At 69.6% G+C, this 17,606-nt stretch carries 19 protein-coding genes and 1 pseudogene; 11 read left to right on the top strand and 9 right to left on the bottom strand.

The genetic code is table 11. The features are described 5' to 3' along the window. Positions 1–47: 47 nt before the first annotated feature. On the top strand, positions 48–755 hold the full coding sequence (locus tag AB0L75_RS05635) for a DUF6445 family protein (RefSeq protein ID WP_365175647.1): 708 nt from the start codon (positions 48–50) through the stop codon (positions 753–755). A gap of 25 nt (positions 756–780) precedes the next feature. Here AB0L75_RS05635 and AB0L75_RS05630 read toward each other — a convergent pair whose 3' ends face one another. Both AB0L75_RS05630 and ctaD read right to left on the bottom strand, forming a co-directional pair. Further along, positions 781–1,125 (bottom strand): cytochrome C oxidase subunit I, encoded by a 345-nt coding sequence (locus tag AB0L75_RS05630; RefSeq protein WP_365175645.1) that lies wholly within the window; start codon positions 1,123–1,125, stop codon positions 781–783. Continuing rightward, a complete protein-coding gene (gene ctaD, locus AB0L75_RS05625; RefSeq protein WP_365175643.1) occupies positions 1,122–2,840 on the bottom strand; it encodes a cytochrome c oxidase subunit I in 1,719 nt (572 codons plus the stop codon). The genes AB0L75_RS05630 and ctaD overlap by 4 nt, the downstream gene beginning before the upstream one ends. A 139-nt stretch (positions 2,841–2,979) precedes the next feature. On the opposite strand from ctaD, the gene AB0L75_RS05620 reads away from it, so the two are divergent. The 3 genes from AB0L75_RS05620 to AB0L75_RS05610 all read left to right on the top strand — a co-directional run bounded on the left by AB0L75_RS05620 (position 2,980) and on the right by AB0L75_RS05610 (position 5,453). Continuing rightward, complete coding sequence (locus AB0L75_RS05620) at positions 2,980–3,681, top strand: DUF4328 domain-containing protein (protein WP_365175641.1); 702 nt, start codon at positions 2,980–2,982, stop codon at positions 3,679–3,681. Positions 3,682–3,733: 52 nt separating this feature from the next. Next, positions 3,734–4,399 carry an SDR family NAD(P)-dependent oxidoreductase gene (locus AB0L75_RS05615; RefSeq protein ID WP_365175639.1) on the top strand — a complete coding sequence of 222 codons (666 nt, stop codon included), beginning with the start codon at positions 3,734–3,736 and terminating at the stop codon, positions 4,397–4,399. A gap of 106 nt (positions 4,400–4,505) precedes the next feature. Continuing rightward, on the top strand, positions 4,506–5,453 hold the full coding sequence (locus tag AB0L75_RS05610; RefSeq protein ID WP_365175637.1) for an MIP family channel protein: 948 nt from the start codon (positions 4,506–4,508) through the stop codon (positions 5,451–5,453). Between the two features lie 11 nt (positions 5,454–5,464). On the opposite strand, the gene AB0L75_RS05605 is transcribed toward AB0L75_RS05610, so the two are convergent. Then, the gene (locus AB0L75_RS05605) at positions 5,465–5,812 is read right to left on the bottom strand and encodes a transcriptional regulator (RefSeq protein WP_365175635.1); all 348 of its coding nucleotides are present in this window, start codon (positions 5,810–5,812) and stop codon (positions 5,465–5,467) included. Beyond that, positions 5,809–6,273 (bottom strand): hypothetical protein, encoded by a 465-nt coding sequence (locus AB0L75_RS05600; protein ID WP_365175633.1) that lies wholly within the window; start codon positions 6,271–6,273, stop codon positions 5,809–5,811. The genes AB0L75_RS05605 and AB0L75_RS05600 overlap by 4 nt, the downstream gene beginning before the upstream one ends. A 98-nt stretch (positions 6,274–6,371) precedes the next feature. On the opposite strand from AB0L75_RS05600, the gene AB0L75_RS05595 reads away from it, so the two are divergent. Further along, on the top strand, positions 6,372–6,569 hold the full coding sequence (locus AB0L75_RS05595) for a hypothetical protein (protein ID WP_365175631.1): 198 nt from the start codon (positions 6,372–6,374) through the stop codon (positions 6,567–6,569). A 20-nt stretch (positions 6,570–6,589) separates the two neighbouring features. On the opposite strand, the gene AB0L75_RS05590 is transcribed toward AB0L75_RS05595, so the two are convergent. Next, positions 6,590–8,971 (bottom strand): SpoIIE family protein phosphatase, encoded by a 2,382-nt coding sequence (locus AB0L75_RS05590; RefSeq protein ID WP_365175629.1) that lies wholly within the window; start codon positions 8,969–8,971, stop codon positions 6,590–6,592. A 1,296-nt stretch (positions 8,972–10,267) separates the two neighbouring features. Here AB0L75_RS05590 and AB0L75_RS05585 point away from each other — a divergent pair. Together AB0L75_RS05585 and AB0L75_RS05580 are read left to right on the top strand one after the other, a co-directional pair. Further along, positions 10,268–10,535 (top strand): annotated as a pseudogene (locus AB0L75_RS05585) (hypothetical protein). After that, positions 10,504–11,037: a DUF6879 family protein gene (locus AB0L75_RS05580; protein ID WP_365175627.1), complete on the top strand. Its 534-nt coding sequence runs from the start codon at positions 10,504–10,506 to the stop codon at positions 11,035–11,037. The pseudogene AB0L75_RS05585 and the gene AB0L75_RS05580 overlap by 32 nt, the downstream one beginning before the upstream one ends. A 40-nt stretch (positions 11,038–11,077) precedes the next feature. Here the strand turns inward: AB0L75_RS05580 and AB0L75_RS05575 are convergent, their stop codons facing one another. Next, a complete protein-coding gene (locus AB0L75_RS05575; RefSeq protein ID WP_365175625.1) occupies positions 11,078–12,148 on the bottom strand; it encodes a helix-turn-helix transcriptional regulator in 1,071 nt (356 codons plus the stop codon). A gap of 132 nt (positions 12,149–12,280) precedes the next feature. After that, positions 12,281–12,757, bottom strand: a complete 477-nt coding sequence (locus AB0L75_RS05570) for an NUDIX hydrolase (protein ID WP_365175623.1) — start codon at positions 12,755–12,757, stop codon at positions 12,281–12,283. A 167-nt stretch (positions 12,758–12,924) separates the two neighbouring features. Between AB0L75_RS05570 and AB0L75_RS05565 the strand changes: the two genes are divergently transcribed. After that, positions 12,925–13,767, top strand: a complete 843-nt coding sequence (locus tag AB0L75_RS05565) for a TauD/TfdA family dioxygenase (protein ID WP_365175621.1) — start codon at positions 12,925–12,927, stop codon at positions 13,765–13,767. A 275-nt stretch (positions 13,768–14,042) separates the two neighbouring features. Continuing rightward, complete coding sequence (locus AB0L75_RS05560) at positions 14,043–15,164, top strand: methyltransferase domain-containing protein (protein ID WP_365175619.1); 1,122 nt, start codon at positions 14,043–14,045, stop codon at positions 15,162–15,164. 39 nt (positions 15,165–15,203) lie between these two features. Here the strand turns inward: AB0L75_RS05560 and AB0L75_RS05555 are convergent, their stop codons facing one another. Continuing rightward, entirely contained in the window at positions 15,204–15,455 is a 252-nt protein-coding gene (locus AB0L75_RS05555; RefSeq protein ID WP_365175617.1) for a GntR family transcriptional regulator, read from the bottom strand. A 166-nt stretch (positions 15,456–15,621) separates the two neighbouring features. Here AB0L75_RS05555 and AB0L75_RS05550 point away from each other — a divergent pair, with 166 nt between their 5' ends. Together AB0L75_RS05550 and AB0L75_RS05545 are read left to right on the top strand one after the other, a co-directional pair. Next, entirely contained in the window at positions 15,622–15,981 is a 360-nt protein-coding gene (locus tag AB0L75_RS05550) for a hypothetical protein (RefSeq protein WP_365176466.1), read from the top strand. Then, positions 15,978–16,166: a hypothetical protein gene (locus tag AB0L75_RS05545; RefSeq protein WP_365175615.1), complete on the top strand. Its 189-nt coding sequence runs from the start codon at positions 15,978–15,980 to the stop codon at positions 16,164–16,166. The genes AB0L75_RS05550 and AB0L75_RS05545 overlap by 4 nt, the downstream gene beginning before the upstream one ends. A gap of 215 nt (positions 16,167–16,381) precedes the next feature. On the opposite strand, the gene AB0L75_RS05540 is transcribed toward AB0L75_RS05545, so the two are convergent. Further along, positions 16,382–17,452, bottom strand: a complete 1,071-nt coding sequence (locus AB0L75_RS05540) for a helix-turn-helix domain-containing protein (RefSeq protein WP_365175613.1) — start codon at positions 17,450–17,452, stop codon at positions 16,382–16,384. Positions 17,453–17,606 lie beyond the last annotated feature (154 nt).

Below are 17,606 nucleotides of genomic sequence, written 5' to 3'. Positions count from 1 at the left end.
CCTTTCCTCGGGAGAGGCGAGGTGGAACGCTGGCATAGATTCGCCGCATGCCCCCACAGCCCCCTCCTCGCACGCCCGGCTCCCGCCCCCCGGCTTCCGCGCCCCTCCCCGTCCTGCCCTACCGCAAGCCCACCAAGGGCCGTGACTACTGGGTCATCGACGACGCCCTGCCCGGGGTCGACGCCGTACGGGAGCGGTGTCTGGCCAAGGACGACTGGGTCGAGGGCTACCCGTACACCTCCGAGACCTGGCCCGGCCTGCGGGCCATGCCCGGCCTCGAACCCGGCGAACTCGCCCGCGTCGAGCGGCTGGTGAAGCAGGCCACCGGTGCGAAGGAGCTGTGGGTGCAGCAGGCGCCCGGCGGCGGCACCCTCAACCACAACTGCGTCCAGGTGGTCGGCGAGGGCGAGAGCGAGCCCCGCCCGCACACCGACTCGCGCGCACTGTGCCGGTACGCGGCCGTCCTCTACCTCAACCCGAGCGTCCCCAAGGACTGCGGCACCGCCTTCTACCGCCAGTCACTGCCCGGCGGCCGGCTCGGCGGCAACATCGTCCAGGCCCCGCACAACAACCTCGTCGAGGCCCTCGGCACACGCTTCGTCCCGGGCGACCACTTCGAGGAAGACGTCCGCGTCCCCCACACGTACAACCGCCTCCTCCTCTACAACGCCAACCTCGTGCACAGCGCGACGGGTTACCACGGCAAGACCCTGGAGGAGAAGCGCATGACGGCGGTCTTCTTCTGGATGGCCTGACCCCGCCGTTCGGCCCTGGAAAGGGCTAGAGCATCAGCAGGAGCGTGGCCACCGCCGTGCAGGCGGCGCAGACGGCGAGGGTCAGGGCGGTGCAGCGGCGGCGCAGGCGGTGGTAGCGGTGCTCGTACTCGGTGCGCAGGGAGGCGCACCGGGCCGCGATGCGTTCGAGGTCCGAGCGGGCCCGGCGCAGGGCGTCGGCGACGTACCGGCGCTCGACGTCCTCGCGCTGCGCGGTCGTCAGCCACTCCATGGGCTGCACGAACTCCCGGGCGCGGCGCTCCGCCTCGGCGATCCGGGACTGCCAGAGCAGGTAGCCCTCGACCTCGTTGCCGAGTGCGCCGTCGGCTCCCTGCCTCGGTCGACCGTTCACCCCTGCCCTCGGTCGGTGCGCGCCGGGAGGTGGACCTCGTGCTCCTCCAGCGCGATGTCCGGGTGGTGGAGGTCGAACGCGGGGGACTCGCTGCGGATCCGCGGCAGGGTGACGAAGTTGTGGCGAGGCGGCGGGCAGGAGGTCGCCCACTCCAGGGACCGGCCGTAGCCCCATGGGTCGTCGACGGTCACCGGCTTGCCGTACTTGGCCGTCTTCCACATGTTGTAGAGGAACGGCAGCATCGACAGGCCGAGCAGGAACGAGCCGACCGTCGAGAGCGTGTTCAGCCCCGTGAAACCGTCCGCCGCCAGATAGTCGGCGTAGCGGCGCGGCATGCCCACGGCGCCCAGCCAGTGCTGGACCAGGAACGTGGTGTGGAAGCCGATGAACAGCGTCCAGAAAGTGATCTTGCCGAGGCGTTCGTCGAGCATCTTGCCGGTCCACTTCGGCCACCAGAAGTGGAAGCCGGCGAACATGGCGAAGACGACCGTGCCGAAGACCACGTAGTGGAAGTGGGCGACCACGAAGTACGAGTCGGAGACATGGAAGTCCATCGGCGGCGAGGCCAGGATGACACCGGTCAGACCACCGAACGTGAAGGTGACCAGGAAGCCCGCCGCCCACAGCATCGGCGTCTCGAAGGACAGACTGCCCTTCCACATCGTGCCGATCCAGTTGAAGAACTTCACACCGGTGGGGACGGCGATCAGGAAGGTCATGAAGGAGAAGAACGGCAGCAGCACCCCGCCGGTGACGTACATGTGGTGCGCCCAGACGGTGATGGACAGACCGGCGATGGAGATGGTCGCGGCGATCAGACCCATGTAGCCGAACATCGGCTTGCGGGAGAACACCGGGATGATCTCGGAGACGATGCCGAAGAACGGCAGCGCGATGATGTACACCTCCGGATGGCCGAAGAACCAGAAGAGGTGTTGCCAGAGCAGGGCGCCGCCGTTGGCCGCGTCGAAGACATGGGCGCCGAACTGCCGGTCCGCCTCCAGCGCGAACAGCGCGGCGGCCAGCACCGGGAAGGCCAGCAGGACCAGGACACCGGTCAGCAGCACGTTCCACACGAAGATCGGCATGCGGAACATGGTCAGGCCGGGGGCGCGCATGCAGATGATCGTGGTGACGAAGTTGACCGAGCCGAGGATGGTGCCGAAGCCGGAGAAGGCCAGACCCATGATCCACAGGTCGCTGCCCACACCGGGTGAGCGGACGGCGTCCGTCAGCGGCGAGTAGGCGAACCAGCCGAAGTCGGCCGCGCCGTCCGGGGTGAGGAAACCGCCGACCGCGATGAGCGAGCCGAACAGATAGAGCCAGTAGGCGAACATGTTCAGCCGCGGGAACGCCACGTCGGGCGCGCCGATCTGCAGCGGCATGATCCAGTTCGTGAAGCCGGCGAACAGCGGTGTCGCGAACATCAGCAGCATCACGGTGCCGTGCATCGTGAACAGCTGGTTGAACTGCTCGTTGGAGACGATCTGCAGTCCGGGCCGGGCCAGCTCGGCGCGCATGATCAGCGCCATCACGCCGCCGATCAGGAAGAACGCGAACGACGTCGCCAGGTACAGGGTGCCGATCGTCTTGTGGTCGGTGGTCGTCAGCCACTTCACCACCACACCGCCGGGCTGCCTGCCCCTGACCGGCACCTCGCTCTCGTACGAGTCCTCGGGCGCGGCGGCACCATGGGGTTCGTTGAGGATGCTCACAGGTGCATCCTTGCTGCGGGACGGCGCACGCGAAGCGCTGAGCGGCCGACGCGCGGCCGAACGCATGACGGATGCACACGGATGGCGCACACGGAGACAGCCCTGGTGGCCTGCGGCTTTCGTACGACAGGATGGGGCGGTGACCGAACAGACAGACCAGTCCGCTGCCCGTACGCTCGCGTACCGGCCGGTTCAGGCGATCGGGCGGCTGGCTGTCGGGGGATTGCTGCTCGCCGGGCTCGCCTGGGTCGTACGAGGGGTGTGGGAGATCCGGCTCGCCGTCGCCGGTGAGCCGGCCGACGGGCCGCCGGACCAGGGCGACGGGGTGCACCGGCCGCTCAACTCGCTGGAGAACTCGTACCACTTGGTGACGTCGGCCGCCGGTGTGCTGACGTTTCTCTGCGCCATGCTCTTTCTGTCCTGGCTGCTCAGGCTGCGGGAGAACGCACGGGCGCTGTCCGGGGACACGCCGAAGTACCTGGGGATCTGGGTGTTCCTCGGGTGGTTCGTGCCCGTGGTCAACCTGTGGTTTCCGCGGGGGATCGTCGTCGACGCGTTCCGCAGCAGCGCGCCCGGGCGGAGGCTGCCCGGCTCCGTCAATGTGTGGTGGGGGCTGTGGCTGATCGGGATGACCACCGGGGTGGGGATCATGTACCGCGACTCCACGGACCAGATCATCGAGCGTGCCTACACCGAGGGGTGGCAGCTGCAGCTGTGCGACGCCTTCGTCGTGGCGGCCGCCGTCGCCGGAGCCTTCGCCGTACGGGCCGTCACCGCCGCCCAGGTGGAGCGGATGCGCGCGGAGCAGTCGGCCGGCACCCGGGTGGCCGAGCCCGTGTAGCGGCGCGGGCCCGGTGTGTGGAGCGGCGCGGTGTGCGGTACGGATGCCGGGCATGAGCAGTATCGCCATCGTGGGTGCCGGGCCGGGCCTCGGGTCCGCTGTCGCGCGGCGGTTCGGGCGGGAGGGCTTCGCGGTCGCCCTCGTCGCCCGGGACGCCGGACGCCTCGACGCGCTGGTGCGGGACCTGGGCGGGAGCGGGATCACGGCCCGGGGTTTCGTCGCCGATGTGCGCAGGCCCGAGGAGCTGGCCGGGGCGCTGCGGCGGGCGGCGGACGAGCTGGGGACCGTCGAGGTGCTGCAGTACAGCCCGGTGCCGCACCGGGACTTCATGCGGCCCGTGCTGGAGACCGGGCACCGCGATCTCGTCGGGCCCATCGAGTTCTCCGTGTACGGGGCCGTCGCCGCCGTGCAGCAGGTCCTGCCGGGGATGCGGCGGCTGGGGCGCGGCACGATCCTGCTCGTCAACGGCGGGACCGCCGTCGTACCGCACACCGAGCGGGCGGGGACGTCCATCGCGTTCGCCGCGGAGAGCGCGTACGGGCATCTGCTGCACGAGCGGCTCGCGGGCGAGGGGATCCATGTCGCGCAGCTGGTGATTCCGGGGGCGATCGTGCTGGGGCATGCGCGCAAGGATCCGGCCGTGCTGGCCGAGACGCTGTGGGGCATGCACCGGGACCGGCACGGGTTCCGGCACTTCGCCGACGACCTGGACAGCTGAGCCGGTGCGCCCGCCGGGCTGACTGGGCACCGTCAACCTGCGGGGTGGGGTTTTGTGGGCCAATATGGTGATGTTGGCCGTATCGCTCTCTTCAAGGGGGCCTGGAATGGCTGTCGAAATCCCCGCGATCATCAAGCCGTCCCGGTTCAGAAGCCGGGGAGGGCTGCTGGGCGAGTGTCTCGCCGAGTTCCTCGGGACGTTCGTGCTCATCTCCTTCGGCTGCGGTGTGGTCGCGATGGCGGTCGCCGCACTGCCCGGTTCGGGCCGTGCCGCGACCCCCACCACGATCTTCCTCGCGGCCGGTGACTGGCTGTTGATCACCTGGGGCTGGGCGCTGGCCGTCACCTTCGGTGTCTACGTGGGCGGCGGAGTCAGCGGCGCCCACCTCAACCCGGCGGTCACCCTCGCCATGGCCGTGCGCCGCGGCTTCTCCTGGGCCAAGGTCCTGCCGTACTGGTTCTCGCAGGTCCTCGGCGCCTTCACCGGTGCCGCGCTGGTCTATCTCGTCTACCACGCCGCGATCCACGCCTACGACCACGCCGCCGCCGGCCCGAAGGTGAACGGGCACACCAACGCCACCTTCTCCATCTTCGCGACGTTCCCGGCCCCGTACTTCCATGGAGGTGTCTGGGGGCCGCTGATCGACCAGATCGCCGGTACGGCGTTCCTGCTCATGCTGATCGCCGCCGTCCTCGACGTACGCAACCAGGCGGTGAAGTCCAACCTCGCGCCGCTGGTCGTGGGATTCGTCGTCGCCGCGATCGGCATGTCCTACGGCGCGAACGCGGGGTACGCCATCAACCCGGCCCGCGACTTCGGACCGCGGTTTTTGACCTGGATCGAGGGCTGGCGGAGTCTGGCCTTCCCGGGGAGCGTGTCCGGCTCGTTCAGCGGGTACTGGTGGATCCCGATCGTCGGGCCGCTGATCGGCGGTGTGGTCGGGATCGTGGTGTACGACCTCTTCGTCGGCGACGTGCTGCTGCTCCGGTCGGAGCTGGCGGAGCCGCTGGAGCCGGGCGAGTCGACTCCGGTGCGGACGGTCGACGACGAGTAGCTGGGGCTCTTTCAGGTGCCGGGTGTGTCCTGGGTCCCGGCACCCGCCCGGCGGGCCGCCGCCGCGATCTCCTCCAGTGCCGCCAGATGGCGGGCCAGCGCCCTGCGGCCGGTGAGGGTGAGGGCGGCCCAGGTACGCGGGCGTTTGCCCAGGTAGCCCTTGCGGATGCTGACGTAGCCCGTCTTCTCCAGCGCGGACAGGGTCTTGCTCAGCGTGGAGTCGGAGACCTCGCAGTAGTCCCGCAGGACGGCGAACTCCGCCTCGCCGCACGCCGAGAGGTAGGCGGCGAGGGCCAGCCGGGTCGGGTGGTGGAGTTCGCGGTCGAGAGCGGGCGGCGCCTCGCCTGTGGAGCCTGTCATGCCGTGCCCGCCTGCCAGGTCGCGCGCAGGATGTAGTCCCCGCCGGAGGCCAGGCCGAAGGCGACGAGCCAGCCGGCCGAGCCGTACACGATCGCGGCCGGGATGCTGATGGCCAGGGGGATGAAGGGCACCACCCAGGTATGCCAGGCGGGGCGGCCGGGCCCGGAGTCCCGGCGGATCCAGCGTGTCACTCCGCCGTGGTGAGCGCCGAGCCACATCAGAACGAAGAAGCCGGTCAGGCTCACCGCGGCGGCGACCGTCAGCCAGATCCCCCAGCGCGGCACCCGGTCGGCCAGGCCCAGTGCGCTGAAGCCGACCGCGAAGGTCAGGCCCTGGCCTATGCCGTAACCGAGCGGCCTGCCGCGCTCACCGGCCTCGCGCGCCGCGACCCGTGCGGCACAGGCGGCGGCGAGCGCGTCCCGTGCCTGCCGGGCGTCCATCGGGTCCCCCGTGCTGTCCATGTGTGTACCTCCGGTGTGGGGAGGGCCGGTTGGTCGTCCGGCCCTCATGCATACCGTCAGCATGGACAGTACTTTCCAATAATGCAAGTACTTTCCCGATGCCTACGGGGTTTATGGACAGCGGGCAGCAGACCGCGACTCCCAGCGGGGCTGGAGCCATCAAACGCGAGAACGGCGATTCCCACGTCACCAAGGGGGACGCCAACCGCACACCGGCCCCCGGCATCGTCCCCCCGCAGCGGCTCGTGGGTGTGGTCTCGGCGGTCATCCCCTACGTCGGCAGTGTCTGGCTGTGACATGACGTGACCACGCCTCATCACGGGTGCAGAGGCTGCTCCGCCCAGATGGTCTTGCCAGTACCGCTGTAGCGGGTGCCCCAGCGTTCGGTGAGCTGGGCGACCAGCATCAGGCCGCGTCCGCCCTCGTCGTAGGTGCGGGCACGGCGCAGGTGGGGTGCGGTGCAGGTGCCGTCGGAAACCTCGCAGATCAGCGACTCGTCCTTGATGAGCCGCAGGTGGATGGGTGGGGCGGCGTACCGTATCGCGTTCGTCACCAGCTCGCTGACGACGAGTTCGGTGACGAAGGCCATGTCGTCCAGATTCCACGCGCGGAGTTTGGCCGCGACCTGTGCGCGAGCCTCGGCGACCACGGCCGGGTCGGAGGAAATCTCCCAGTCCGCGACGTGGTCGGCGTCCAGGGCACGGGTACGCGCGACGAGCAGCGCGACGTCATCGGTGCGCTGCTCGGGGAGCACCGCGCTGAGGACGGCGTCGCAGGTCTCCTGGAGGCAGGAGCCGGCCCCGGTGAGTGCGGTGCGCAGGGTGTCCAGGCCGACGTCGAGATCGCGGCCGCGGGTCTCGATGAGGCCGTCGGTGTAGAAGGCGAGGAGACTGCCCTCCGGGAGTTCGCGTTCGACGCACTCGTACGGAAACCCGCCGAGCCCCAGGGGTGGACCGGTGGGCAGGTCGAGGAAGTCCACGGTGCCGTCGGGGGTCATCACCGCCGGGTCGGGGTGGCCGGCGCTGGCGAGCGAGCACACGCGGGAGACCGGGTCGTAGACCGCGTACAGGCAGGTGGCTCCGAAATCTCCGGCGGGCTCCTTCGCTCCGGCGGCCTGGCCCGTGCTGTGGCGGATGACCAGGTCGTCCAGGTGCGCGAGCAGCTCGTCCGGGGCCAGGTCGACGTCGGCGAGGGTACAGACCGCGGTACGCAGGCGGCCCATGGCGGCGGAGGCGTGGATGCCGTGGCCGACGACATCACCGACGACCAGGGCGACGCGGGCACCGGAGAGCGGGATCACGTCGAACCAGTCACCGCCGACGCCGGCCCTGGAGTCGGCGGGCAGGTAGCGGCTGGCGACCTCCACGGCGGCCTGCTCGGGCACGGCCTGCGGCAGCAGACTTCGCTGCAGTGCGAGCGCTGTCATGCGCTCCCGCGTGTAGCGGCGCGCGTTGTCGATGCAGACCGCTGCGCGCGCAGCCAGCTCCTCGGCGATCTTCAGGTCGTCCGGGCCGTATGGCTCGCTCAGGGGTTCCACTCGGGTGAAGAACGCGACTCCCAGGTTCGTGCCACGGGCGCGCAGCGGCACCGTGAGAAACGACCGGGGCCGGTGCTCCTTGAGCCAAGCGGCACGGTCCGGGTCGTCGGCCATCCAGCGGGCGACGTCCGGGTCGGTCATCTGGCGCACTACGCCGTGGCCGGTGGCCAGGCACCAGGCGACCGGCGAGGACGCGGGGTAGCAGGACACGTCGCCGACGTCGGCCACGAGAGGCACGGCGGAGTGCGCGGCAGCGCGCCGCAGCGCCAGCGTGCGACCGAAGACCGGGCCGGGTTCATCCCCGTCCAGCACGGCGTCGAACAGGTCGACCGTGACGGTGTCGGCGCAGGCGGGTACGGCTACGTCGGCCAGCTCCTGCGCGGTGCGGGCCACGTCCAGGCCGCTGCCGATACGCCTGCTGGCCATGTCGAGCAGCGCCAGGCTCTCACGGGCCCTGGCCTGCTCGGTGAAGTCGAGAGCGGCCAGCTGCACCCCCGCCACGGCCCCTGTCGGGCCCTTGAGCGGGGCGGTGTAGACCATCCAGGAGTGGGGCTGGGACTCTCCCGGCACGCGGACGTAGTTCTCGATGAGTTCCGGGCGGCCGGTCACCGCTACGCGGTCGACGCCCCGCTGCGCCTTCTCGAACCCCGGATCCGGCATGTGCTCGGTGATCCGCAGGCCCCGGACCGCTTCCTCCGACGTGGCGATCTGCTGGGCCATGGGCTCGTTGATGTGCAGGAACCGGCCCTCGGTGTCGTAGATCGCCAGGGCGAACGGCGACTGGTCGAAGGCCCGGTGGAGCAGCGCTTCGCGCTCGCGGTCCTCCTCCTCGGACTGTCGAGCGGCCTCCAGCAGCCAGTCGGTCCGCCCGTTGCCGGAAAACAGCGGACGTGCCCGCAGCCGGCAGTGCACCCGGTGGCCCTGCCGGTGCCGGAGTTTCACCAGCTCATCCCACTCCTCCTGCCCGGCGAGCCGCTCGCGCGCGGACACGAGCAGGGGTGACGCCAGCAAAGTCACTGCCGACTGGCCCACGACCTCGGCGGCGGAGTACCCGAGCAGCGCTTGCGCACCGTGGCTCCACCGTGTCAGCGCCCCGTCGGCGGCCACGACGGCCAGGGCCGCGAAACGGCCGCGGCACCGGCTGGCGGTCGGTGAGCCCATCGTCGATCACCCCGGCTACCTGTACCGGCAAATACCAGTCGATTATGCGCTCGGCTAGAACCGGCAGGAAGTCCCGTGTGTGCGGGATTAGCGGGATATTAGTGCGCACAGGGAAGCGACCGAGGCCCCGCGAAAACGCGCCGATGGTGCGCCCGTCCGCGCGACGGCTCTGCATCGGCCCAGGTCAGTGCCGTTTCCGTGGAGGATTGGCCGCCGCCGCAACCTGTCCATTCACCGGTGCCCGGTCGGCCTCCTGGCTGGGTCCGGCCCTCGGGCGGATGGCCTCAGCCGGCTGAGGCCGCGTCCATCCAGCCAAGGCTCGGGCGGTTGCCTCGGTCTGCAGCGGACGGTGGATGCCGCCTGCACCGTCCCGGTACCCGTCAGGCCGACATCACCGGGAGTGAGCGGTTGACGCACCGCCCCGGCGAGCACAGCTGGGAGGAGTCGCGCGGGTGGCACCGGAGCCTTGAGTGGCGCTACGTCGTCGTGATGTCCCTCTACAACCGGGCCTCTTGCGCCAGTGCCGTGACTTGCTTACGCGGTGGGGACACGGACCTCGGGGGCTCCCAGCGGCAGGGAACGCACTGACGCTCGGGAAATCGATCGCCAAGGCCCGCAGGCGCAAGGGCTGGCCACAGCGGGACCTGGCCGCGGTGATCGACAAGTTGGAGAGCTGGGTGTCCCAGGCCGAACGGGACGTGATCCCCGTCAATAGTCTGGAGGCACTGCGCCGCATCTCCGAAGTACTGGACGTTCCGCTACCCGAACTCCGCTCCGCCGTGCCGCCTCCTGGGCAACCGCCGACATCGGTTCATCGACGGTCTGCCTCCGTCAGGGGTGGCCGCAATCCTGGTCCGGAGGAGGGTGACGACCCCGTGCGACGCCGTGAACTTCTGGCCGCTGTGGCGGTGGTCCTCGCCTCCCCCCTGGCCGGCGCCACGCCGGCCGAGGCCAGCACGCTCGCACCATTGGAAGACCTCCTCCTCTACGGCACGGCTTCCATGCCCGAGGACAGTGACGTCTCACCGGCTGGCGTCGCTGCTGTGGTGAAGGCAGCCCGGCAGCACTTCCGGGCAGCCCGTCCCTCGTTGCGTTCCCGGCACCACTCCCACAGCACCACTCGAAGCGAATCGAGAGGAGCACCACCATGAACACCATCCTGACCCCTGAGCGGGTCGAACTCGCCGGGTTCAAGCCAACGTCGCCCCGACCTCGCTCGGCGCCCTTGACGACCCTTGCACCTTTCGGAAGCGTCACACGCAAGAACCCGCAACCGAGTTGATCCGGGAGGGCATCGTGGACCTACAGTTCATCGGGATCGACCCCAACACCGGGGGCGAGGGGGCGCCGACGGTGTGGGTGGAAGAAGGAGACGGCTGACCTGGCCCTCCAGGGCATCAAGGCCGAGGAAGCGCTGGAGGCACTGGTCAGTGGTACGGAGTGGGTCGTCGGCCACGCGGTGGGAATCCCCGCCCACGAGACGGTGATCCGTGTCCCGGCCCGCATGGTGCCGATTCTGAGGGAGGCGTGCGATGTCGCAGAGCGGCGTGCTGGGCTTCGCTGAGCTGCTGGCCGGTACGCGCCGCAGTGCGGTGCATCTGGAGATGCGCGACGCGTACGGCGTCGGTGACGAGGCCGAGGAGTTCGAGGTGTTCAAGCGCACCGGCCAGGTCGACCCCGACCCGACGGCACGGTGGTGGCCTGACTGGCTGGGTATGGTGCGGGAGGCCGTTGGCCGTGGCGTGGTGATGCGTCGGGCCAGGATTGTTTCCGAGCCCGTGACGGACTACATCCGCTGGGAGCATGCCACCACCCCGATGAACGTCGAAGCGGGTGAACTGGTGCGCTGGCTGCCCCGTCGGCGGGCTGTGGCCATCGCCCTGCCGGGAGCCGACTTCTGGTTGTTCGACGACCGCTTGGTGCAGTTCAACATCTTCACTGGCGACGGCGATTGGGCGGATCCGCCCAAGGAATTCAGCGAGCACCCCGCTGTGGTCAAGCTGTGCTCCGACGCGTTCGAGGCCGTGTGGGAGCGTGCCGTCGACCACGAGAAGTACACCGTTTGACTCCTGCTCCGCCCATGCCCGCCTCTTCTTCGTCCAGTGCTCAGGCGGCCATCTCGCCTCGTATCCGGTCCAAGGACTGGGACGCCGTGGCGTGCTGGGTGGGCAGTCGTGTCTCCGCCGTACGGGTGATGCGCTGCAGCTGGTGCGGCAGCCGCTGTGCCACCGCCTCCCGGATGGCGATGTCCAGAGACTGGGCGGCGCCCATACGGTCGTCGGCGAGCAATTGGACGTGGGCCACGGTCACCAGCTCGATCACGCGCCATTGGGGAGCCACGACGGTCGTGGGCGCCGGGCTGTGGTTCACCAGCTGCATGGCCGCCCTGGTGCGGCCGGTGGAGACGAGGCCGCGCAGGCGGATTTCGTGCAGGGAGAAGGGGTTGAACAGGCTGGTGTGGTCGACGCGGTCCAGGAGACCCTCGGTCTCTCGCATCACGCGGTCGAAGTGTTCACCATCGCCCAGTGCGCCCACGGCCCGGGCGAGGAGCGGCAGTGCAGCGGCGCGAGCGGTGTCGTCCGGGGCGGTGGCCACGGCCCGGGAGAGTCGTTGGACGGCCGCACCCCGCAGGTTGGCCTTGCGTAGCTCGTTGCCGTGCATGCGCAGTACGTACGAGGTCATGCACGCGTCCTCGAAGTACTCGGCGATCTCCAGGCTCTTGGCCGTCCAATGCGCGGCAGTGGGGAGGTGTTCCTCCGGCAGTACGTTTCCCAGGGCGACGCCGAGGCCGACGCGGGCCCGGGCGAGCAGATGCAGCACATCGCGCTCGGTGCGGCCGTCCTCGATGCGAGATTCGAGGCGGGCGACGAGCGGCCACAGCTCGGAGACGGCTTCGGAGGCGTGCCCGGACTGACGGGCGATATCGGCGAGCCGGACGGTCGACTCGCCGAACTGGAGCATGGCCCGGTGGTCGGTGTCGGCCGGGTCGGTGACGCCGAGAACATGCGGTGGCAGGCACAGGGTTTGGCAGATACGGCGGCGGGAGCCGATGTCGTCGAGAGACCGCTTCCCCAGCTCCAGGGCCGAGATGTACGTCTTGTCGTAGCCGAGGAGTTCACCGAGCGCTGTCTGGTTCAGGCCGTGCACGCGGCGGTAGAAGCGCATGATGGCGGCCAAGTCACCGGTGGCGAGGACTAGCTGGGCCTGTGGCGTCGCCCAGTGCCACTGGGCGTGCCGGGCCGAAGGTCGAGGAAGTGGCAGCCGATCCTGACCCACTCGTGTCGCCACTTCACCCCCAGCCATGGTTGGCTACATCCGCTCGTAGGTGTCCAGGGACTTCGACCCGGTGTTCTCCCAGCGGTACCAGGCGGCGATGGCCTGCTTGTAGCCGTCTGGCATGTTCAGGCCGGGTACCTCGTCCGCGTTGAACATACCCAGCTGTTTGTGCTCGTGGCTGACGACCGGGGGCCGGTCGGGAGTCAGCACAGTGCAGCCGTAGGTCACGATCAGTACGCGCCGACCGGGCAGGGGCTGATAGATCCACACACCACCGTCGATGAGCGGGCCGGCCTCGACGTCCCATCCGGTCTCCTCCTGGATCTCACGTTCCAGCGCCGCCTCCGGGCTGCTGTCCGGCAGCTGCATGCCGTCACCCGTGCCGATCTCCAGGCGGCCTCCGGGTAGTTCCCACTCATCGCGCTCGTTCCGCAGCAGCAACACGCGATCACGCGCGTCGAGCGCAACGCCCTTCACGGAGACGGGCCAGAGCGGCGGCGTGTACGTCATGACGTCCTCGTCCTGCGGTGTGCGAGCCGGGCCATCGGAACGTAGCACGCTCCCATTAGCCCACAACCCAGTCGACCGATTCGTCCGAGTCGACAATCAGTCGCTTTACCGCGACCACTCTGCCTTCCCACTCTGATCACACCGACCCCGATCGAAGGAGTACGGCGATGCCCGACGCCTCCGCAGGCTCCGAGAGGTTCTTCACCGACCACTACGTCAACCTCCGCGCCCCTCACGCCAGCGACGACATCGCCGCACAGCTCAGGGAGACCGGGCTCGTCACCCTCGATGGACTGACCACGCGGCGAGCGGTCCTGGCGTCCGCCTCCCGGTTTATGGCGATCACGCCCCACCCGCACGGTGCCCCTGACGGACTGACCCTGATCCACGACACGGGCCGCCATGCCTACCGCGCCGGCTTCGCCGGATTTGGCAACGGCGAACTCCACGCTCACACCGAGAGGTCGGGTAGCCCCAACCCGCCGCGCCTGATCCTTCTGGTCTGCTTGCAGCCGGCCTCCGCAGGCGGCGAGACGCTCCTCGCCGACGGACTAGATGTCTACGCCCGCCTCGTCGGTCAGAACCGAGCAGTAGCGATCGCGTTCAGCCAGCCTCGGACCGCCTACTTCGGGACGGGTACCGGCCATGCGTCCCAGGTCTTCACCATTCAGGCCGACGGCCGGATTTCCATACGGCTGCGCCAGGACGATCTCGCCCGCTGGAGTCCGATCGTCCGGCCGTATCTGCCCCATCTCCGCAGTGCCGTCACAGCCAGCCAGCATCGCCTCACGCTCCAAGCCGGACAGGGTTATCTGCTGGACAACCACCGCTGGCTGCACGCGCGCACGCGTTTCGCCGGGGACCGCCGCCTCCTGCGCGCCCTGGGGGAGCCATGCGTCGCCCTTCCGAACGGCTTCACGCCCCGCCGGGCAGCCTCCGTGCTGCCATGCCGAGCGAAGCCATCTGACGGACCCTCAACTCCGTTCACATCCAACCCACCTACAAGGTAAGGAACCGCTCATGAGCAAGGAGAAAAATCCGCCACCGCAGCCGCAGCCGCAGCCGTCGGGCCCCTCCAAGCCGCGACCGGCGGACCGGGACGGGTAGTAGCCCGGACGGCGCGGAAAATCCGGCACACCAGCGTCAGCATGATCGCAAGGAGGAATCTCATGGCGGGCAAGCACGGAGACGGCAAAGGCGGCACCGACGGCGACAAGAAGCAGTCGCCGAAGGAGAGCGATGGTCAGTGGACCAAGCCGATCAGCAATCCGAAGAAGTGAAGCGGATGACATCGCAGAGGCGGCTGGCCGAGATCCTGACCCACAAAGGCACGCTGCCGACCGAGTGGCGAGATGCCGTTGAGTCCGTCGACCGCGGCCTGTTCCTCCCTGACCGGTTCGAGGGCGGCGACAAGGCGGCCGACCCGGAACAATGGGCGCGGCTCGCCTACGGCGACGTGCCTGTGGTCACGCAGGTCGATGACGGTGAGGTGGGCGGGCCCGGAAGGCCGACGTCGTCCAGTTCGATGCCGTCGATGATGCTCGAAATGCTGTCGCTCCTCGACGTCCACGACGGCCACCGGGTCGGGGAAGTCGGCGCCGGAACGGGCCTGAACGCGGCATGGCTGGCGCACCGGCTGGGCTGCGAGAACGTCGTCACCATCGAGTACGACCCGGCTGTCGCGGAGCAGGCTCGGGCCAACTTGAAGGCGGCCGGTCTGCCCGTCGCGGTGATCACCGGGGACGGCATGGCCGGTATTCCGGCTTCTTCTCCGCTGGACCGGCTCATCTGCACATGCACCGTCCGTACGATCCCGTACGCATGGGCCGAGCAGACGCCCGGCGGGAAGATCGTCACCCCCTGGGGCGGATCGTTCCACTCGTACTCGTTCGCTGTCCTGGACGTGTCCCACGGTACGGCACATGGGCGGTTCACCGGCTACCCGGAGTTCATGTGGGCCCGGAACCAGCGGGGTCGGCAGTGGGCCATCAGTGACGTCTACCACCGGCAGGAGGGAGCGAAGTCAACCACCGCCGTCGATCCCCACGACATCGACAACGACGCCGACGCCCTCTTCGCGATCGGCACCCAGCTCCGTGACGCCTACCCGAAACTTCACCACGCCGACGACGGCTCCGGCGAAGCCACCTACTGGATCCTCGGTGACGACCGGACCTCATGGGCGACGGTGGAGTACGTACCCGGCCGTACGGAGTTCGAAGTCGAGCAGTACGGTCCCCGGCGGTTGTGGGACGAGACAGCAGCCGCCTGGGACTGGTGGCTGGCTCAGGGGCGGCCGGACCGGGACCGGTTCGGCCTGACAGTCGACCGAGACGGCCAACGGGTATGGCTCGATGCGCCTGACCGGCCGACCCTCACACCCTGGCCAGGGGCAGAGGCCGGCTGAGCTTCCCCGCGGTGCGGGAGGCGCCGGCCTCCCGCGCGGTCAGCCCGCGGACTCGCCTCCTTCGGACGCGTCCGCTACGAACGATCCCATTCCGGGCGTGGTGATGATCAGGCCGTCCTCCCGGAGGGCGGCCGTCGCCTTCCGAACGGTGATGCGTGCCACGCCGAATTCCTGCTCCAGACGGACTTCGGAAATCAGCGTACGGGGCGCGTACTCGCCGGTCGTGATCCTTTCGCGAAGGACGTCGGCGATCTGCACCCACTTGGGCCGGGTGGGGTCGAACTCAATCACGGCCCGTACTGTACGCATCGACTCACACTCGAACATAGAAGCCAGCATGAGTGCCTGTCTATAGACAGGGATATATGTGCTGGCTATCTTGAGCGACACAAAGGACCCCGGCGACCGCTAGCGACGGCCCCGGGGCGTGGCCACCAACTAACTGGAGTTGATGACAGTGAGCATTATCCACGCGTTACTGCGACGGGCCTTGGACGTGTTCGCGCCTGGTACTGGGAGGCGCCGGGCGACTGCGCGCCTCACCACACCGGCGCCCGTCGACTGGGCCGATGCGCCCCGCACGTCCTCCCCGACGCTGCCCGCCCAACGGTCCCCGTACGGACGGGACGTGCCCCTCGACGGCCACGCCTCGGTGATGGTTCGCCCCTACGTCCTCGCGGTCGAGCGAGAGTGGGAACGCGAACACGAACGGGAACGGGCGCTGAGGCGCCATCGGCGGCTCGCCCTGGTCCTCGCGATGGACTTCGGCATCGACCTCGACCGGCACGTCATCGGCGCTGAGGGGTTGGCCCGATGAGCGAGAGCGTCGTGGACGCCGGACGCTCGGCGGAATGCGGGCTCGGGCAGCGCCCGGAGTACCAGGATCTGCACGCCGACTGTCGCCGCACCGAGGACGTACCTCTACCCCACGGCATGGGACTGCTGCTGATGCCGCGCTGTACCTGCCCCTGCCACCAGCAGAGCCTGGGAGGTGGGCGGTGAACGCCGGAACCCCGCCCGAGCCGGGCACGTCCCGCATGACGATCAGCACCTACCGCCTCACCCGTCACGGGCGGCGGATCGGCGGGACAGATGAGCGTACCTACGACGTTGGCGATCCCGCCCAGTTGCCCGACTCCCTGACGTGGCCGCCCTGCCGCTGCCCCCGCTGCCGCGACCGTACGACAGGAGGTACGTCCCCCGGCGCTCCGTAAGGCTCACAGCGGCCGGTTCGGCCAGTCCAGGAGGCGGGCGCCGATCACCGCCGTCTGGAGCATGTAGCGGTGCGCCGGGTCGGCCGGGTTCGCGTCGGTGAGTTTGTGGATGCGTTCCAGGCGGTAGGTGAGCGCGCGGACGCTCAGGGAGAGGCGGCGGGCGGTCTCGGCGGCCACGCAGCCGGAGTCGAAGTACGCGGTGAGGGTGTCCAGGAGGGGGCCCGCTCCGCCCCGGGCCGAGACCAGCGGGCCCAGTGTGTGCTGGACCAGGTCGGCCATGGCCTGCCGGTCGCGGGCGAGTACGGGGTAGATGAGCAGGTCGGCGGCGCGCAGCAGCGGTGCGTCCAGGTGGAGCCGGTCGGCCATCTCCAGTGCGGCGAGGGCCTCTTCGTACGACTGCACGACCCCGCCGGGGCCGGGCTGTGGGCGGCCGATGGCGACCCGGCCGCCGTCGGTCGCGGCGTGGGCCTGCTTGGCGAAATGGGTGAGGACCTCGTCCTCGTCGCCGGGCGCGATGCACAGCAGCCGGCCGTTCTTGGTGGTGAGCAGGATGTTGTGCGAGTCGAAGCGGGCGAGGACGGCGGCTTCCACCTGGCGGGCGACCGGGCCGCCGTCGCCGTAGGCGGCCGGGCCCTCGGCGACGGCGACCGCGTGCGCGCGGGAGAGCCTGAGGCCGAAGCGTTCGGCGCGCTCGGCGAGCCTGCCCAGGTCGCTGCGGCCGTAGAGCAGGTCGTCGATGAACTCCCGGCGTGCGGCCTCCTCCCGGCGTACGGTGAGGCGCTGGGCGCGCTCGTAGCCCTCGGCGAACGCGTCGACCGCCTGTTCCACGGCTGCCAGGGCGGCCAGCGTGCTCTCGGCCGAGCCCGGTGCGGTCGGCCAGGCGGCGCGGGTGGCGGCGAGGTGGGCGACGACCAGGGCGCGCAGGCCGTGCCCGGCCTCGGCGGCCTGCTCCCCCAGCGTGCGGCGGGTCTTCAGCTCCTCACGGGTCAACCGGCGGCTGGTGGCCGCCACTTCGATCAGTGTGTGGGTGAAGCCGTCCAAGTACCGCTCGGATATCTCCTGTTGCTCCCGCATGCTGTTCCGTCCCCCGTCCCCCGTGGATCTTGACGCGCCGGTGACGTCTTCTTAGCGCGTATCCGGCATGCAGACCCTAGTGAACACTGCCGGAAACCGGCAGTGCGCGGGGGTGTGCCCCGGACGCACCATCCTCTGCGGGGAGCACTACGGA

The sequence above is a fragment of the Streptomyces sp. NPDC052101 genome (genome assembly GCF_040680235.1).
In the GTDB taxonomy this organism is placed as follows: Bacteria; Actinomycetota; Actinomycetes; order Streptomycetales; family Streptomycetaceae; genus Streptomyces.
This window is presented reverse-complemented; position numbering and strand designations above follow the sequence as displayed.

Excerpts from the sequence above, each read along its gene's own strand:
- AB0L75_RS05635 (WP_365175647.1), top strand. The coding sequence starts at position 48 with ATGCCCCCACAGCCCCCTCCTCGCACGCCCGGCTCCCGCCCCCCGGCT.
- AB0L75_RS05615 (WP_365175639.1), top strand. The coding sequence starts at position 3,734 with ATGAGCAGTATCGCCATCGTGGGTGCCGGGCCGGGCCTCGGGTCCGCT.
- AB0L75_RS05610 (WP_365175637.1), top strand. The coding sequence starts at position 4,506 with ATGGCTGTCGAAATCCCCGCGATCATCAAGCCGTCCCGGTTCAGAAGC.
- AB0L75_RS05605 (WP_365175635.1), bottom strand. The coding sequence starts at position 5,812 with ATGACAGGCTCCACAGGCGAGGCGCCGCCCGCTCTCGACCGCGAACTC.
- AB0L75_RS05600 (WP_365175633.1), bottom strand. The coding sequence starts at position 6,273 with ATGGACAGCACGGGGGACCCGATGGACGCCCGGCAGGCACGGGACGCG.
- AB0L75_RS05595 (WP_365175631.1), top strand. The coding sequence starts at position 6,372 with ATGCCTACGGGGTTTATGGACAGCGGGCAGCAGACCGCGACTCCCAGC.
- AB0L75_RS05590 (WP_365175629.1), bottom strand. The coding sequence starts at position 8,971 with ATGGGCTCACCGACCGCCAGCCGGTGCCGCGGCCGTTTCGCGGCCCTG.
- AB0L75_RS05580 (WP_365175627.1), top strand. The coding sequence starts at position 10,504 with ATGTCGCAGAGCGGCGTGCTGGGCTTCGCTGAGCTGCTGGCCGGTACG.
- AB0L75_RS05570 (WP_365175623.1), bottom strand. The coding sequence starts at position 12,757 with ATGACGTACACGCCGCCGCTCTGGCCCGTCTCCGTGAAGGGCGTTGCG.
- AB0L75_RS05565 (WP_365175621.1), top strand. The coding sequence starts at position 12,925 with ATGCCCGACGCCTCCGCAGGCTCCGAGAGGTTCTTCACCGACCACTAC.
- AB0L75_RS05560 (WP_365175619.1), top strand. The coding sequence starts at position 14,043 with ATGACATCGCAGAGGCGGCTGGCCGAGATCCTGACCCACAAAGGCACG.
- AB0L75_RS05545 (WP_365175615.1), top strand. The coding sequence starts at position 15,978 with ATGAGCGAGAGCGTCGTGGACGCCGGACGCTCGGCGGAATGCGGGCTC.
- AB0L75_RS05540 (WP_365175613.1), bottom strand. The coding sequence starts at position 17,452 with ATGCGGGAGCAACAGGAGATATCCGAGCGGTACTTGGACGGCTTCACC.